Below are 16,235 nucleotides of genomic sequence, written 5' to 3'. Positions count from 1 at the left end.
CGCCGCATCTCGTCAGGGCAGGAAGCAGCGATTGCAGATCCTGTTTGAGTGAGACAAAGCTAAGTCTTGAAGGTAGTGAGGACGAGCAGCAGACTCATGCAAAGAACTGGACAGAGCTTTCCTGCAAGTGTGCTCAAATCCATTCGCGACAGAAAGAAGCAGAAGGCGAAGGCTGCGCCGTCCGAAGGGACACGCCCTGCGGGGACTCTGGTCGCATCTTACAATGTTCACAAATGCGTGGGCGTCGACAGAAAGTTCGATCCCGAACGAATCGGTCGCGTCATCCGGGAAATCGGCCCGGATGTCATTGCGTTGCAGGAAGCGGACAATCGCTTTGGAGATCGTGCCGGCCTTCTGGATCTGCTGCGTCTCGAATTGGAAACAGGCCTGGTGCCGGTGCCGGTGTCCGGAAACGGCAAAGGACACGGCTGGCACGGCAACGTTCTGCTTTTCAAACGGGGCATCGTTCGCAATGTCCATCAGATAAAGCTCCCGGGGCTGGAGCCGCGCGGAGCCCTGGTTGCCGAAATCGATCTGGACGAGAAACGAACTCTGCGCATTATCGCAGCCCATCTCGGCTTGCTGCGCCGATCGCGCTCCGAACAGGCCCGTGTCGTGCTCGAAATCATGAACAGACCGGACGAAAAACCAACACTGCTGCTCGGCGATTTGAACGAATGGCGACTCGGAAACCGTTCCGCGCTGAATACGCTGCACACGACTTTCGGTCCCGCGCCACCGGCGGTCCCCACCTTTCCATCGAGTCTGCCGCTGCTGTCGCTCGACCGGATCATGGCAAACCGACACGGAATGATCTCATCCGTCGAAGCCCATGACACGCCGCTTTCGCGGGTCGCCTCCGATCATCTGCCGCTTATAGGATTCGTTCGCCTGTGATGGTGCTGCCCAGCCCCATGAATGGAGATCGGTTCAAAGGGAAGCTCTAGCCGGACTGGCGGAGCGGGGCGGCCCAGCGGCTTTGGTTGCGGAGGAGGTCGCTGGGCCTGGCGAGCCTTCGGGGGCGTGCTCCACTTGGCTGGTGAATATGTGCTGCAGATCGACGAAGCTCGACATCCAGGCGCTGATTGACAGGCTCCGCCGTGACCACGGCTCGATGCATGACGACCTGGTCGGGCTATTTGTTTGCTCAAATTGCAAGGCTGCCGGCCGTGACCGCCGGCACGTTGAGAGCGTCCTCGGTTGCGGGCTCCAGCGGCACGCCGTCAATTCGCACGGGGCGGGCGGTTTGCTCCAGTCCGGAAATTCCGATTTGGAGGCCGCCATTGCACAGCTGCCCTGCGACATGCGAGTTTGTCAACCAAATGGCTCATCATGGGAGTCTCGTCATGTCCATTCGCCGGATTGCGTTGACCTCGGCAGCGGTCACGCTTGCCTTCACAACCCTCGCCCAGGCCAGGCCGGACACCCGCGCCATGACCTGCCAACAGACGCAGGCGCTAATCCAGAGCCATGGCTCGGCGGTGCTGACCACCGGCCCGAACACCTATGCCCTCTACGTCCGCCGGTACAGCAATGCGTGCGACTGGTCGGAAATCCCAGCGGTAGGGTTTGTGCCGACGCTCGATGGCCAGTGCTTGGTTCATCGATGCAGAGAGCCGCTCTACACTCCTCCCGGCTGACGGTGACGAGCATAGCTATTCTGCTGCGCCTTTCGGCAGGTAGCCCTTTTCCCGCAGATACGTGGTCAGGATCTTCTCGACCATCGATGACCGCCGCTACGCCGCTCGCTCGCCACAGCGCTGTTGAGGGCGCGCTCGCCAGCGGCTTCGCTACCGCCGACCTACGCCACGCGGTGGGACACGACCGGAAGTAGCCAGAAGTGCTCCCCAAAGAGTCAAATCTCATGTTCCAGTCTTGGAACTGGTTTCCCCAGATTACGGCATAACCCAAGATCGGAACGAGGCTCGCAAATTGCGGGAGCCTAGTCCGGGTTAACGAAGCAGCATATGTCCATCTTGGGCTGCATTTCATCGGTGGCCTGCAAATCACTGTCCGTAGATTAGTGCGTAACTCTGGCAAATCGATAAATTACTTAGATAAATCAACGGCAGTTGGCGGAGGGAGTGGGATTCGAACCCACGGTGGGCTTGCACCCACGCCGGTTTTCAAGACCGGTGCCTTAAACCGCTCGGCCATCCCTCCATCGTGATTTTTCAACCACCTGGATGCTCGTCCTGATCGCAACGCGTACCCTGTGGGCACGCCTCGGAGATCGTTCGCTCTTCATTGCTCTAGTGCGCCCAACGAAGTCCTGTCAACCGGCTGTTGCCGGTTCCTGCCAGGGGCAGGGCACGGGTGCTTGACGGCGGGGCTTGAGCAGGACGAGCAGCGCTGCGCCGAAGCTCGAAACGCCGTGATTTCTCACAGCGATCGCCGGGACGGCTTGTGCCACAATCTCGCCCGGTTCCGACCATAATCGGTTAATACGGTGATAAACAATTCCTGTGCACAAGGGATTGCGAATCAAGGTGTCGCTGGCATTGTCGGGTAGGTTTTGGCCCTGCCGACGGTCAAGTTGCGGCGCCTTTGTTGAGAGGGGACAATCGAAAAATGCCAAGCACGACGCGCCCGCGTCTTCGTCGCGCTTCCGCTTTCGCGTTGTGTGCCCTGTCGGCTGCCTTGCTGGCGGCTTGCGCGGCGCCGCCACAGCCAAAGGCAATGGTCAACAAGAAGCCTCGCTCCAAGGAATATTTTGCCGAATCCGAATATGGCGTAAAAGCCAGCCCGCGCGTTAGCTTCAAGATGTCGGGCCTGCAGCGTGGCGGCGGACGCGATCAGCTCGGCAAGCCCTATCAAGTGCGCGGCAAGTGGTATTATCCGAAGGAAGACAAGCGCTACGCCAAGAAGGGTCTCGCCTCCTGGTATGGCGAAGCCTTCCACGGCAGGCTGACCGCCAACGGCGAAGTCTACGACATGACACATCTGACCGGCGCGCATCCGACAATGCCGCTGCCGAGCTATGCGCGGGTCACCAATCTGAAGACCGGCAGCTCGGTCATCGTGCGCGTCAACGATCGCGGTCCTTACCATGAGGGGCGCATCATCGATGTGTCGAAGCGCGCCGCCGAAATGCTCGACTATGCCAATATCGGCACGGCCAAGGTGAAGGTCGAATATGTCGGACGGGCGCCGCTTCACGGCAAAGACGAACACTATCTGATGGCCTCTTACCATCCCGGCAACAGGGCGCCGGATCCGTCGGACGGCCTGCCCACCGGCGTCATGATCGCCATGAACGGACCATCGCCGAGCACGGCGTTGGCCGCCGCCGCTGCCTTTCCCGGTCAGTTGACGAATTCCGCATCGGCACAGCCGGTCGTGGCGGCGCAGACGCCGGCCGCCGGCAGCGTGACGCTGCCCGATTTCGGGCCGATCGTGCCGGAACGGCCGCAGATCAATCTGCCGCAATCGCCGTTCAGGGTAGCGACGCTGTCTTATGCGAGCGAACGCGTGCAGCGCGCCTCCACTGTCTTTGCCGCGCTGGATGGCGCCGGGCCCGCCGAAATCCTGCAATCGTGGAAGCGGCAAGTTCCTTCGGCCGCTTCGCCCACCGACTATATCGCGGCGGGCTCGTTCGAGGATGCCGCCGAGGCGCAGCAGGTGGCAACCCAGCTTTCCGGCTTCGGCAACACCGAAATCCAGCGCTCGGAATTCGAGGGCAAGGACTGGTATTCGGTCAATCTCTATCCGGACGGCCATGGCAGCCTGGACGACATGCTGCAGGCGGCATGGTCGCATGGCGCGCCGGACGCGCTCGTGGTTCGGAATTGACCGGCAAAACTTGAAGTTTTGGCCGGTTGTCCATCGCGCGGTTGCTCGGCCGGGACAAAGCCTGATAATGCATGTCGCGCAAAAATGTGCAGCGGTTTTGCGATAACGACATGCATAAAACAACAGCCTAAAGCACGTCGCGTGAAGTCGTCGACGGCGACGCGCTTTAGGCTTGCCCGGAACTACCGGCTGACAGGTCGAACTTCTCATGAAATTTCGCTTCGCCGCGCCTCTCGCCGGGCTTCTGGGTTTTGGCCTGCTGCTGCTTTCGCTGGCTCCGGCCGCGGCGCAGCTTTTCGAAACCAAGGCCGCACAGGCCTTCATGATCGATGCCGAAACCGGAACGGTGCTGTTTTCCAAGGATGCCGACAGGCCGATTCAGCCGGCGTCACTGGCCAAGCTGATGACGATGGAGGTGGTGTTCAACGCCATCAAATCGAGGCGCGTGACGCTTAACGATACATACGTGGTGAGTGAGAACGCATGGCGCACCGGCGGCGCGCCATCCGGCACGTCGACGATGTTTGCCCAGCTCAAGTCGACGGTCCGGCTTGAAGACCTGATCCAGGGCGTGACGGTCCAGGCCGCCAATGACGGCTGCATCATCATCGCAGAAGGGTTTGCCGGGTCGGAGGCGAATTTCGCGACTGGAATGACCGAGCGCGCAAGGCAGATTGGTCTCGAGAAATCGACATTCGTCAATGCAACCGGCCTGCCGGCCGATGGTCAGCAGACGACGGTTCGAGAGCTTGCGCTCCTTGCCCTGCATATCTGGCGCGAGTACCCGGACCTCTATCGCTACTACGGCCAGAAGGATTTCACCTGGAACAAAATCACCCAGAGGAACCGCAACCCGCTGCTGGCGATGGATATCGGCGCCGACGGCCTGGCGATGGGCAGGAGCGAGGCATCCGGCTTCGGCATCGTCGGCTCGGTCAGCCAAGGTGGCAGGCGGGTCATTGCGGCGATGAGCGGCCTGGCAAGCGACCGCGAGCGCGCCGAGGAAGCGCGAAAGCTGCTCGACTGGGGCCTTCGTTCCTTTGAGAAAACCGAGATTTTCGCCAAGGATGAGGTGGTCGGCGAGGCCCAGGTTTTCGGCGGTGCGAAATCCGGCGTGGCGCTGAAGGCAAAAGCGCCCGTGGTCATCTTCCTGCCGATCGCCAACCGCGACAAGCTGACCGCCAGGATCGTCTATGAGGGACCGGTTGCAGCCCCCGTGGAGGAGGGGCAACCGGTGGGTGCGCTGCGGGTCTGGATCGGTGACACGCTGAGCCAGGAAACGCCGCTTTTCGCCGCCGAAAGGGTTGGCGTCGGCTCGCTGCCGCAACGCGCGCTCGATGCCGCCAAGGAACTGGCGGTCGGCTGGCTGCGTTAGCAGCCGCGGCGTGGACCTTTTCTCAAGTCCGGACTATTACGGTCCCTCAGCATGGACAAAGGCTTTGGTGAGCGGATTCTTCATCACCTTCGAAGGCGGAGAAGGGGCAGGCAAGTCGACGCAGATCGAGCGCCTGGCCGGCAAGATGCGCGCCAAGCAATACGATGTCGTTGTCACACGCGAGCCGGGCGGCTCGCCAGGCGCAGAGGCGGTCCGGCATGTACTGCTTTCCGGCGCTGCCGAGCCATTCGGCCCCAGGATGGAGGCGCTGCTGTTCGCCGCCGCGCGTTCCGACCATGTCGAGCAAGTCATCCGGCCGGCGGTCGAGCGCGGCTCGGTCGTGCTTTGTGATCGCTTCATGGACTCCTCGCGCGTCTACCAGGGCGTCACCGGCGGCCTCGATCCAGCCTTCATGGACGCGCTGGAAAAGGTCGCCATCAACGGCATGGTGCCCGACATGACGCTGATCTTTGATCTCGACCCGGCCGAAGGACTGCGGCGCGCCACCGCACGGCGCGGCACCGATGCCGGCGCCGACCGCTTCGAAAAGGAAACGCTTGATATCCATCAGCGCCGCCGCGAAGCGTTTCTGGCGATCGCCGCGGCAGAACCCGAGCGCTGCATCGTCGTCGACGCGTCCGCCGACCCCGACACGGTGGAGAATGTCGTCGCCGGCGCCGTGTTCGCGGCGCTGGAGACGATGACGCCGAGACACAGGAAGCAGTCGCCGGGATGATTTTCGAACGGATCGCACCAGAACAGCACGACACGCTTGACGGCATCCCGGAGCCATCCGAGACGCCGCGCCTGGTCGGACATGACCAGGCAGCGAACATGCTGGCATCAGCCTATCGCTCCGGGAAGCTGCCGCATGCGCTGATCTTTGTCGGGCCGGTCGGCATCGGCAAGGCGACGCTCGCCTTTCATCTGGCGCATCATCTGTTGAAGCATCCGGCGTTCGAACAGGCGCCGGAGGTCCTTGCCGTTCCCGATCCGGCGTCATCGCTGTTTCGCCAGATCGCCACCGGCGCGCATCCCTCGGTGCTGCATCTGACCCGCCCACCGAACGACAAGACGAAAAGCTTCAAGACCGTCGTCACCGTCGACGAGATCCGCAAGGTCAGCCGTTTCCTGTCGCTGACCTCGCATGACGGCAGCTACCGGGTGGTGATCGTCGACCCGGCCGACGACATGAATACCAATGCGGCCAACGCCTTGCTGAAGAATCTTGAAGAACCACCTGCACGCACCTTGTTCATCCTCATCGTCCACGCGCCGGGCAGCCTGTTGCCGACCATCCGCTCTCGCTGCCAGATGGTGCGGCTGACGCCGCTGGATGCCGAGAGCCTGATGACGGTCCTGGAGAGCGTCGAACCACCGCCACCGGACGATCCTGCGGCGCGCGCGGCTTTGGCCAAGCGGGCAGGGGGCAGCGCGCGCACCGCAATCCTGTTGACGCAGTATGGCGGGCTGGAAATCGCCGAGACGCTCGACGCCCTGGCGACAGCGGCAAAGAGCGATGTTGCCGGCGCCTATCGCCTCGCGGAGGCGGTCGCCGGGCGCGACCGGGCAATCCAGTTCGATATCTTCAATCGCCGTGCGCTCGACCTGCTCTCGACCGGCGCAAGCCAGGCCGCGCTGGCGGGCGATCTGGCGCGGGCCAAAACGCTGTCCGATACTTGGCACGAGGCCTTGAACGCTATATCTGAGACCGACACCTACAATCTCGACAAGAAGCAGCATGCCTTGACCATGATCGACCGCCTGAATTCTGCAATGCGAATGTGACGGCCCATCGGGATGGCAATCGCCGTTTCGATGCGATATCCACCGCTACATCTTCATTCAGACATTCATGACGGCTCATCCATGGCACGCGACAAATACTACCTCACAACGCCGATTTTCTATCCGAACGGCAAGCCGCATATCGGTCACGCCTACACTGTCATCGCCAGCGACACGATGGCCCGCTTCCAGCGGCTCGACGGCAAGGACGTCTTCTTCGTCTCGGGAACCGACGAGCACGGTTTGAAGATGCAGCAGACGGCGGACGCCGAAGGCCTGACGCCGAAAGCGCTTGCCGATCGCAATTCGGCGATCTTCCGCTCGATGTATGAAGCGATCGGTTGTTCGAACGACGTTTTCATCCGCACCACCGAGGAGCGCCATTACAAGTCCTGCCAGGCGATCTGGACGCGCATGGCGGAGAATGGCGACATCTACCTCGACCGCTACAGCGGCTGGTATTCGGTGCGGCAGGAAGCCTATTTCGACGAGGCCGAAACCAAGGTCGGCGACGACGGCGTGCGCCGCGAGCCGCTCGGCTCGCCGGTCGAGTGGACCGAGGAAGAGAGCTATTTCTTCCGCCTTTCCGCCTATCAGGACAAGCTGCTCGCGCTCTATGAAAGCAACCCCGAATTCGTCGGTCCGGCCGAGCGGCGCAACGAAGTCGTCAGCTTCGTCAAATCCGGACTGAAGGATCTGTCGATCTCGCGCACCACGTTCAAATGGGGCGTGCCGGTGCCGGGCGACGACAAGCATGTGATGTATGTCTGGGTCGATGCATTGACCAACTACATCACGGCTGCCGGTTATCCGGATGCGGCCGATGACAGATGGTCCTTCTGGCCGGCGAACGTCCACGTCATCGGCAAGGACATCGTCCGCTTCCATGCCGTCTACTGGCCGGCCTTCCTGCTGTCGGCAGGGATCGAACTGCCGAAGCGCGTATTCGCGCATGGTTTTCTGTTCAACCGCGGCGAAAAAATGTCGAAGTCGGTCGGCAACGTCGTCGATCCGTTCGCGATGATCGAGCATTACGGTCTCGACCAGGTGCGCTATTTCTTCATGCGCGAAGTGCCGTTCGGCCAGGACGGCAGCTACAGCCACGACGCCATCGTCAACCGCACCAATGCCGACCTCGCCAACGGCCTTGGCAATCTGGCGCAGCGCTCGCTGTCGATGATCGCCAAGAACTGCGGCGGCGTAGTGCCGAAACGCAGCGAACTGGCGGAGGCCGACAGGGCAATCCTCGATCAGACTGTGGAGGCGCTTGCTGCTGCACGCAAGATGATGGCGGAGCAGGGCATCCATCTAGCGCTGGCGGCGATCTTCGGCGTCGTGGCGGAGGCCGATCGCTACTTCGCCTCGCAGGAACCGTGGGCGCTCAGAAAGACCGATCCGGCGCGCATGGAAACGGTGCTGTGGACGACCGCGGAAGTCGTCCGACGCGTGGCGCTGCTGTGCCAGCCCTTCATTCCGGGGTCGGCCGCCAAGCTGCTCGACCTGCTGGCCGTACCGGCGGACAGCCGCGATTTCGTGCATGTCCACGCGGACCATGCGCTGGTATCGGGGGTTACTCTGCCCGCGCCGGAGGGCGTGTTTCCGCGTTACGTCGAGCAGCCGGACGCGAACATCTGATGTTGGTCGACAGTCACTGCCATCTCGACTTTCCGGATTTCGCAGAGGAGCGGGCGGCCATCGTCGCCCGCGCCTTGGCCGCTGGAATCGGTCGCATGGTGACGATCTCGACGCGTGTGAAGCGGTTCCAACAAGTGCTTGAGATCGCTGAATCTTTCGACGAAGTCTATTGCTCTGTCGGCACCCATCCTCACAACGCCGCCGAGGAGATGGACGTGACTGTCGAGGCGCTGGTCCGGCTGTCCGCTCATCGCAAAGTGGTGGCGATCGGCGAGGCCGGGCTCGACTATTTCTACGATCATGCGCCGCGCGATGCGCAGGCGCAGGGCTTTCGCACGCACATCGCCGCAGCGCGCGAGACGGGCCTGCCTCTGGTCATCCACGCGCGTGATGCCGACAGCGACATGGCTGATATCCTCGAGGACGAAACAGGGAAGGGCGCCTTCCCCTTCGTCCTGCACTGTTTTTCGTCAGGGCGCAGGCTGGCCGAAATCGGCGTGGCGCTCGGCGGCTATGTTTCGTTTTCCGGCATCGTGACTTTCAAGAATTCAGCCGAGCTGCGCGCCATCGCCGCCGATGTGCCACATGACCGCCTGCTGGTCGAAACCGACGCGCCGTACCTTGCGCCGGTACCGTTTCGCGGCAAGCGCAACGAGCCTGCCTATGTCGCGCACACGGCCAAGGTGCTGGCCGAAACGATCGGCGTCAGCGAGGCTGACATCGCCGCTGTCACCACGGACAATTTCTTCCGGCTGTTCAGCAAGATGCCGCGCCCGACCGCGCTGAGCGTTTGACGCATGAGCGACCGGCTGCGCCTCACCATTCTCGGCTGCGGCTCATCGCCGGGCACGCCGCGCATCACCGGCGACTGGGGCAATTGCGATCCGGCCAATCCGAGGAACCGGCGCATGCGCACCGCAGCGCTCATCGAGCGGATCGCGGCAAACGGCGACAGGACCACAGTCGTCATCGACACCGGGCCGGATTTCCGCGCGCAGATGCTGCTGGCTTCAGTCAGGCGCATCGATGCGGTCGTCTTTACGCATCCGCATGCCGACCACATCCACGGCATCGACGATTTGCGCGGCTTCGTGCTCGAGCAGCGTCATCGGATCGATATCCACGCCGACCAGCCGACCATGCTGCGGTTACGGGAAGCGTTCGGCTATTGTTTCGAAACACCGTTAGGCAGTTCCTATCCGCCCATTGTCGAGCCCCATATCATCGACCATGCCAGGCCGGTGGTGATCGAAGGCGAGGGGGGTGCCCTGACCCTCGAGCCGCTGCCGCAGATCCATGGCGACATCATATCGCTTGGGTTTCGCATCGGCGGCCTCGCCTATTGCCCCGATGTCAGTGATTTCCCCGACGCCACCGCCGAACGGCTGCGCGATCTCGACGTGCTGGTCATCGATGCGCTGCAATACAGGCCGCATCCGAGCCATCTGTCGCTCGGCCAGGCACTCGGCTGGATCGAAAAACTGGCGCCGAAAAAGGCCGTACTGACGCATATGCATGTGCCGCTCGACTACGCTGCGGTGGTGGCCGAGACGCCGGCCGACGTCGACCCGGCCTATGACGGCATGACGATCGAAATCCTTTATGAATCTGCATGATAGGTTCGGTTCTTCATGGCTGGAAGCATTGATCGTGTGACCAGGGCAGCGGCCGATGCCGGCCTCGACATCGAAATCAGGCGCATGGGCGCCTCGACACGAACCGCCGAGGAAGCCGCCGCGCAATGCGGCTGCACAGTCGCCCAGATCGTCAAATCCCTGGTGTTCCAGGGAGAAACCAGCGGAAAGCTGTTTCTCTTCCTGGTTTCCGGCTCCAACCAGCTCGACCTGGCCAAGGCTGCAGCACTGGCCGGCGAGCTGCTGAAGCGCGCCGACCCGCGGCAGATCCGCGACGAGACTGGATTTGCAATCGGCGGCGTGGCGCCGATCGGCCATCTGATTGCAATCCCGGCGTTCGCCGACGAAACGCTGCTCGGTTTCGATCGTGTTTGGGCAGCGGCCGGCGCGCACGACGCGGTGTTCGCCGCCGAACCACAGGCGATGGTCCGGGCAGCGCAAGCTGTCGTGGCGACGCTGGCAGTCTGAATCGAACGCGCCTGATACGCAGTCTCGAGGCTGCAGCGAGCGCCGACCGGCGCACTCTATTCGGCGGCGACTGCGGTGGGCGGCTGCATGATTTCGGGCGCCGCCGGCGCGAACAACATCTTTACGACGTTGCGGAAGGCGAGGATCTGGCGTTCAAGGACACGCGGGTCGCCGAGCCCGCGCGACATGATGATGCCGCCATCGATCACACAGGAGAACATGATGGCGACGTCGTCGAGGTCCATGCCCTTGCGGGCAGGATAAACGGCCGCGATCTCGTTCAGCGCATCGCGAAACCGCCCGTTCCAGGAGCGGACGGCGGCGGCGGCGATGTCGCGAACGGTGCGGTCAAAGAGGCGCTCCTGATAGGTGAACGTCGCGATCAGGCAGCCGGGGTGGCCGTTCGGCAAGTCACCCATCAGCTCGGCAAGCAGCTTGAGCGTGATCAGGAACGACTGCAACGGATCATCGGACAATTGCCGGCCGCGGTGAAACACATCATCGAAGATGCGGTCGTTCTCCTCGACGTAGCGCAGCATCAAGGCGCGGGCGAGTTCGTTCTTGTCTTTGAAATGATAGAAGAAGCCGCTCTTGGTGATGCCGGCTTCGGCGATCACCTCCTCGATGGACGTCGCGCCGAAGCCCTTGGCGAGCACCGAGGCCTCGGCGATCTCCAGAATGCGTTCGCGCGTTTCCGCACCTTTGCGCATGGCCGAATGCCCTCAGATCTACTGTACCGGCGGTATGGTTTTCACACCCGCCACCATCGGCACCGATAGCAATATGACCGGCCCAGCGCGGCTATCCGTCTGTAATTGCTGCGGTTTCCGCTTCGGTGGAGTACCGGACCACAAGCCTTCTACCGCACCGGCGGCACGTACTGCTAAAACCTGGCTATTGCGAACCGGCCGCCATCAGGTCGGCACGGTGTCATCTTACCACTGGAGACAAACATGGCCAAGTACCGCCAGAATCTGCCGCAACTCGCCAACAGAACATTCCTGAGCGATGGCGGCATGGAAACGACCCTCATCTTTCACGAAGGCCTCGACCTTCCGCACTTTGCTTCATTCACGCTGATGGCAACGGCTGAAGGCCGGCAGAAGCTGAGGGAATATTTCGTTCGTTATCTGACCATTGCGCGCAGAAGCGGGACCGGCTTCATCCTCGACACGCCGACGTGGCGAGCCAACCCCGATTGGGGAACCTTGCTCGGCTACGGGCAGGAAGCGTTGCGGGCCGTCAACGAGGCCTCGATCGAGCTTCTTCTCGACCTGCGCAATGAGTTCGAGACCGCCGAAACGCCGTGCGTCATCAGCGGCGCGATCGGGCCGCGCGGCGACGGCTACAAAGCCGGCAAGATGGACGCCAGCGAGGCGGAAGCCTATCACGCGGCGCAGATCGAGAGTTTCGCGCGGACCGAGGCCGACATGGTTGCAGCCTATACGCTCACCAATTTCCACGAGGCAATCGGCGTGGCGCGGGCTGCCAAGGCGCATGAGATGCCGTGCATGATCTCGTTCACGGTGGAGACGGACGGCAAGCTGGTGACCGGCACGACGCTCGGCGAGGCGATCGACAGGGTCGACGACGCGACAGACGGTGCGCCGGCCTACTATATGATCAACTGCGCCCATCCGACGCATTTCATGCAGGCGCTGAACAAGGGCGAGCGCTGGCTCGATCGCGTCTATGGCGTGAAGGCGAACGCTTCAACCAAAAGCCATGCCGAACTGGACGAATCGGAAACGCTCGACGCGGGCGACCCGGACGATCTCGGGCGGCGCTACAGCAGGCTGACAGCCTCGTTTCCGACGATGCGCATCCTGGGCGGCTGCTGCGGCACCGACCACCGGCACGTCGCGGCGATCTGCGAGGCCTGCGTGCCACAGGCGGCGTAGGAACTTGTGTGCGTCGCAGGAGACGCAACGCCATCAACCGCAGTTCCGCTGGTTCCAAAGGAAACAAGGAACTGCGGTTGGGCCGAAAAGCAACGCAATCACAACGCACATCAGTTCCATAATCTATCTTATGCGACTTTGGAAGCACAAACCGAGAACGGTTAGAATGCTATTCCAAAAGCGCAGGCTTTGAGGATCGCCGCCAGGACGAGCTAAGCCGTGATTTGCAAGGCTTTGTCCATAGCGCTCGCGCTAATGTAACGCCTTTTATTTTTGGTTGATTGCCCTGCCCTTTTCCGTTACTAATAACGGTGGGCGCACGGACTCATCCGGCGCAGAATGGAGCAGAGCAGAATGACAAAGCGTAGCGACGAGATTGCCGCCCGGTTGCAAGCAGCCGGCGCAGAGCATGCCAAGAAGCACCCGAAGGCCAAGGCCACGGGTAGCGCCAGACGGCAGGCAGACTTTCGCCAGAGGATGGAGAGCGAAGGCTTTGTCCAAGTGACCGGTTGGGTTCACAGCCACCAAGCCGCAGACCTACAACAGGTCATGCGGAGGATGCGGGACGACCCCGGCCTTGAGCCGGGGCCGTTGAAGAACAGCCGGACGGGGACGCTCGTCGGCAAAGATTTCTTGCACTTCGCGCTTGATCGCTTCGCTACCAAGGCTTGCTAGCCGCACCACGGGATGAATTTTCTAGGGCCAGAGCCGGAGCCGGTTCTGGCCTTTTTGCTGTCAGGCCGCTTTTTGCAGACGGCCTCTTTTTCGCGCGTCTTTGACGACTTCGCAGGCTCAGGCTTTGAGGCGTCAGCTTTAGGTTTGCGGCTTGGATTGACAGCAGAGATATTGAGCCGCGAGCGCCTGAGCTTGCCGGCTTCTGTCGGAGCTAAGAACCCAGCCGCTACGCGTCTGTCGTGCTCCGCACGGCCGGCCGCTAGGCGTTTACTCATTTCTGAGACGGCCGACCTAGTGGGACCGGCCTTAAGCGGCTTAGGATGAAGGGGTGCTTTTAGAGCCCCGATGGCACGACCCCTTGCAGGTGTGGCGGATATAGGTTGAACCCCGCCCCGTATACGGGGTGCCAGTACTTGGCCCGAACTCGGTCCCTGTACTCTTCTAGTTTTTTTTCGTCCTTTAGAAGCCATGACGTTTTTCCCTCATATGTGGTGAAAATCCTATCCCCGTACTCATCCATGAGATCGGAAGGAGGAGGCGGGCGACCAACGCCCTTGAACCCGACGATTCGGGTTTCTGGCACGACCTGGCGCTTGCCCTTAGGGCCGCGTTCGACGTTGCGGCGAGCATAGATTGGCTCACACGCATAGGCGTCCGCCCATTGGTCGTTGAAGGACTGACAGAACAGGTCCGCCGCAGCGGAGCCCGGCCGGAGCATGAACTGCTTTTCCGGCATGTCGGCAAAGGTATAAAACAGGCCTTGCGGAGCAATCCCTTGAGCCACATGTAAGGCCGCACGATGGTGCAGCCAGGCCGCCCCAAGGAGCGGCTTTTTAGACATCTGGCATTTTGCTTGCCGTTCTGAGCCGCCCAGGTCCTTGTTGAGGTATTTACATACGTAACGGACTGCGGCGGCAGTGTCTTCTGCGGTAGCACCTAGAGGTTCCCACACGGACCAGCCATGCGGCCAGTGCGCTTCCATGAAGCGGATTTGCTTCCAACGGGTGGAAGGAGTGTGGACGGGGACAGGCCCTTGCCAGAAGACGAGGATGTGCCAGTGCGCACGGCCCTTGGTAGAGCCATATTCGCCAACGGTAAAATACCTAGCGGGGAACCCGCCTTTGCGAAGGCGCTTGAAATATTTCTGCACATCCGAGTAAGTCAGCACCGCCGCCCGATGATGATCAGACGAGCCCGTCTGTTTGTTGTTCTCATCCAATTCCTTCCCATAGGTCAGGTTGATGAAGAACGGCGCGGTTGCGAACTTACTTTCCGCAATGCACCGGCCGGACCAGTCATCGACAGCCCGGCCGAAGCATTGCGAGCAATTGCGACACCCAACAATCGTTCCGTCAGCTAGTTGGGATGGTGCTTTGCACATTTTAGACCTTGCTGAATTGTTTGGTGTCACTAATTGCACATGGGGACAAGGTAACCGTGTGTGCGGGCGCGCGCGTGTACATAAAGATACACGCGCGCCCGCAAGGCCGGGAACAAGCCCAGCCAGGGAGAAACGCCCAGAAATCAGATCTGATCTGGAATAGAATTTCAGAACTCAGATCTGACCTGGAATGGCATTTCGCCACTAGGACAGCGGCGGCCAGTCGCGGCCAGAGCCTCGCAGAACGAGCCTGTTTTTTTCGGCCGGACTGTCCAAGTTCGCACGCCATCCGGCTAGCTCCCAATGGGCAGGATCATAGATCGACTTCCAGTCGCCGCCCCAGGTGAGCTTAAAGCCCCTTTGTGCGGCCAGTTCCTTGCCTACGTGGCCAACTATGGACCATTCGCGCTCGGACAAGTCCCAGCCGCGAATACCGTGGATGACATCGACGGCAACGCCGTAGTTATGCGGGCTTTGCCCCGGCTTCGCCTTGGAATTGCCAAGCACGAACGCGGCCTGCTGGTCTTCCATGGTCCGCCACATGCAGCTTTCGAACATGGGGACGTTGAGCCGCCGCATGCGCTTGACGAGCAGCCGGCCGAACTCGATCACATTGGGATGAGCGGCACGGCGATCGGCGCGCAGCTGCTGGTCGCTGTATTTGACGCCCTGGCAGAACTTGCCGTCGGCAATGGCCAGGAGAGACTGGCGCAAGCCGTCTTCGCCCGACTGGACCAATGGACCAGCTGGCGCGTGGACCAATTCGGCCGCCCTGCGGACCTTGTGTTCTGGGATGTGGGACTGCCGCGCGTGAAGACGCGCGACAGCTTCCCGGACTTTATCAGCGATACTCACTGCGCACCCGCGCCTTGAGCTTGTCCGTCAGCCGGAGCGCTTCCTGGCGCTGGCTGGACAGCGCCGCCATTCGGCGGTTGCCCCGCTCCCCCGTCCACTGGCGGGACAGGAGCGGCGGTTGCTTTTGCTTTCGCAGGTTGCGGATGTTGCGGAGCCGCGCCGCCATGTATTCCAGAGGAGGACTTTTCATATTCAGCCTTCATTGCGGCGAGATGAGTTTGCATCTCAGAGCGGAGCGCCGACTCCATCCGCTTCTGATTTTGTTCCGATTGGAACTGGACCCATTCCAGCGCCTCGTTGCGCGGAGCGCGTTCGTGGATCGTGGTAAAGCTTGCGCCGTTGCCATCGAACCACATTTTCTCGTGTTCGGTGGACTGGTAGTAGACGACGCGGTCAAGACTATCGGCCGAGATTTCGATTTCGCCAGAGGCGACGAATTCGATGAGCTCGAGCCCGGCCGGCATCGTTGCCAGGAAGCGCGCCGGAGCGCCGTCCAGCACGACGAACAGCGGCGTTGGCTCCAGGCAGTTGAGATAGAGCCGAACGCGCCTGGTGCGGTCTTCCGACCCGTCCAGGATGATAGAACCGGACAGGGGAAGCCAGTCCGTGAGATTTCCGACCTTGATAGACATTTCATTTCCTTTTGAAGATGGGACGCCCCGCAGGACGATGCCCGTTTCTGGACAGAAGAAGCAGGGAGCGGCATACCGCCCCATGCCGGTTTGTAAGCC

Annotated in this window: 16 protein-coding genes and 1 tRNA gene; 12 read left to right on the top strand and 5 right to left on the bottom strand. The window is 61.6% G+C overall.

Annotation, left to right across the window (positions count from 1 at the left end):
- Positions 1-96: 96 nt before the first annotated feature.
- Together AC0L2R_RS03015 and AC0L2R_RS03010 are read left to right on the top strand one after the other, a co-directional pair.
- A complete protein-coding gene (locus AC0L2R_RS03015) occupies positions 97-897 on the top strand; it encodes an endonuclease/exonuclease/phosphatase family protein (RefSeq protein ID WP_287193318.1) in 801 nt (266 codons plus the stop codon).
- Between the two features lie 449 nt (positions 898-1,346).
- Positions 1,347-1,640, top strand: a complete 294-nt coding sequence (locus tag AC0L2R_RS03010; protein ID WP_091591761.1) for a hypothetical protein — start codon at positions 1,347-1,349, stop codon at positions 1,638-1,640.
- Positions 1,641-2,073: 433 nt separating this feature from the next.
- Here AC0L2R_RS03010 and AC0L2R_RS03005 read toward each other — a convergent pair.
- Positions 2,074-2,163: transfer RNA gene (locus AC0L2R_RS03005), tRNA-Ser, on the bottom strand.
- A gap of 408 nt (positions 2,164-2,571) precedes the next feature.
- Here AC0L2R_RS03005 and AC0L2R_RS03000 point away from each other — a divergent pair.
- The 8 genes from AC0L2R_RS03000 (at position 2,572) to AC0L2R_RS02965 (ending at position 10,692) form a co-directional block, all read left to right on the top strand.
- Positions 2,572-3,792, top strand: coding sequence for a septal ring lytic transglycosylase RlpA family protein (locus AC0L2R_RS03000; protein ID WP_473507674.1), 1,221 nt, complete (start codon positions 2,572-2,574; stop codon positions 3,790-3,792).
- 208 nt (positions 3,793-4,000) lie between these two features.
- The gene (locus AC0L2R_RS02995; protein ID WP_473507673.1) at positions 4,001-5,167 is read left to right on the top strand and encodes a D-alanyl-D-alanine carboxypeptidase family protein; all 1,167 of its coding nucleotides are present in this window, start codon (positions 4,001-4,003) and stop codon (positions 5,165-5,167) included.
- A gap of 64 nt (positions 5,168-5,231) precedes the next feature.
- On the top strand, positions 5,232-5,903 hold the full coding sequence (tmk, locus tag AC0L2R_RS02990) for a dTMP kinase (RefSeq protein WP_473507739.1): 672 nt from the start codon (positions 5,232-5,234) through the stop codon (positions 5,901-5,903).
- Positions 5,900-6,955 carry a DNA polymerase III subunit delta' gene (locus AC0L2R_RS02985; protein ID WP_473507672.1) on the top strand — a complete coding sequence of 352 codons (1,056 nt, stop codon included), beginning with the start codon at positions 5,900-5,902 and terminating at the stop codon, positions 6,953-6,955. The genes tmk and AC0L2R_RS02985 overlap by 4 nt, the downstream gene beginning before the upstream one ends.
- A gap of 81 nt (positions 6,956-7,036) precedes the next feature.
- Positions 7,037-8,590 carry a methionine--tRNA ligase gene (metG, locus tag AC0L2R_RS02980; protein WP_473507671.1) on the top strand — a complete coding sequence of 518 codons (1,554 nt, stop codon included), beginning with the start codon at positions 7,037-7,039 and terminating at the stop codon, positions 8,588-8,590.
- Positions 8,590-9,384, top strand: coding sequence for a TatD family hydrolase (locus AC0L2R_RS02975; RefSeq protein ID WP_473507670.1), 795 nt, complete (start codon positions 8,590-8,592; stop codon positions 9,382-9,384). The genes metG and AC0L2R_RS02975 overlap by 1 nt, the downstream gene beginning before the upstream one ends.
- A gap of 3 nt (positions 9,385-9,387) precedes the next feature.
- Positions 9,388-10,206: an MBL fold metallo-hydrolase gene (locus AC0L2R_RS02970; RefSeq protein ID WP_473507669.1), complete on the top strand. Its 819-nt coding sequence runs from the start codon at positions 9,388-9,390 to the stop codon at positions 10,204-10,206.
- A gap of 15 nt (positions 10,207-10,221) precedes the next feature.
- The gene (locus AC0L2R_RS02965; protein WP_473507668.1) at positions 10,222-10,692 is read left to right on the top strand and encodes a YbaK/EbsC family protein; all 471 of its coding nucleotides are present in this window, start codon (positions 10,222-10,224) and stop codon (positions 10,690-10,692) included.
- Between the two features lie 56 nt (positions 10,693-10,748).
- Here AC0L2R_RS02965 and AC0L2R_RS02960 read toward each other — a convergent pair whose 3' ends face one another.
- Positions 10,749-11,402, bottom strand: coding sequence for a TetR/AcrR family transcriptional regulator (locus tag AC0L2R_RS02960; protein ID WP_091591074.1), 654 nt, complete (start codon positions 11,400-11,402; stop codon positions 10,749-10,751).
- A 243-nt stretch (positions 11,403-11,645) separates the two neighbouring features.
- On the opposite strand from AC0L2R_RS02960, the gene AC0L2R_RS02955 reads away from it, so the two are divergent.
- Both AC0L2R_RS02955 and AC0L2R_RS02950 read left to right on the top strand, forming a co-directional pair.
- A complete protein-coding gene (locus AC0L2R_RS02955; protein ID WP_473507667.1) occupies positions 11,646-12,593 on the top strand; it encodes a homocysteine S-methyltransferase family protein in 948 nt (315 codons plus the stop codon).
- 354 nt (positions 12,594-12,947) lie between these two features.
- Positions 12,948-13,268, top strand: coding sequence for a hypothetical protein (locus AC0L2R_RS02950; RefSeq protein ID WP_473507666.1), 321 nt, complete (start codon positions 12,948-12,950; stop codon positions 13,266-13,268).
- A 334-nt stretch (positions 13,269-13,602) separates the two neighbouring features.
- On the opposite strand, the gene AC0L2R_RS02945 is transcribed toward AC0L2R_RS02950, so the two are convergent.
- From AC0L2R_RS02945 to AC0L2R_RS02935, 3 genes are all read right to left on the bottom strand, one after another.
- A complete protein-coding gene (locus tag AC0L2R_RS02945; protein WP_473507665.1) occupies positions 13,603-14,649 on the bottom strand; it encodes a rolling circle replication-associated protein in 1,047 nt (348 codons plus the stop codon).
- Positions 14,650-14,853: 204 nt separating this feature from the next.
- On the bottom strand, positions 14,854-15,363 hold the full coding sequence (locus tag AC0L2R_RS02940) for a M15 family metallopeptidase (RefSeq protein WP_473507664.1): 510 nt from the start codon (positions 15,361-15,363) through the stop codon (positions 14,854-14,856).
- A gap of 137 nt (positions 15,364-15,500) precedes the next feature.
- The gene (locus AC0L2R_RS02935; RefSeq protein WP_473507663.1) at positions 15,501-16,220 is read right to left on the bottom strand and encodes a hypothetical protein; all 720 of its coding nucleotides are present in this window, start codon (positions 16,218-16,220) and stop codon (positions 15,501-15,503) included.
- Between the last annotated feature and the right edge of the window lie 15 nt (positions 16,221-16,235).

The organism is Mesorhizobium sp. WSM4820 (assembly GCF_055811075.1).
The sequence above is the reverse complement of the archived record's forward strand: the minus strand, read 5'-3'. Positions and strand labels throughout refer to the sequence as shown.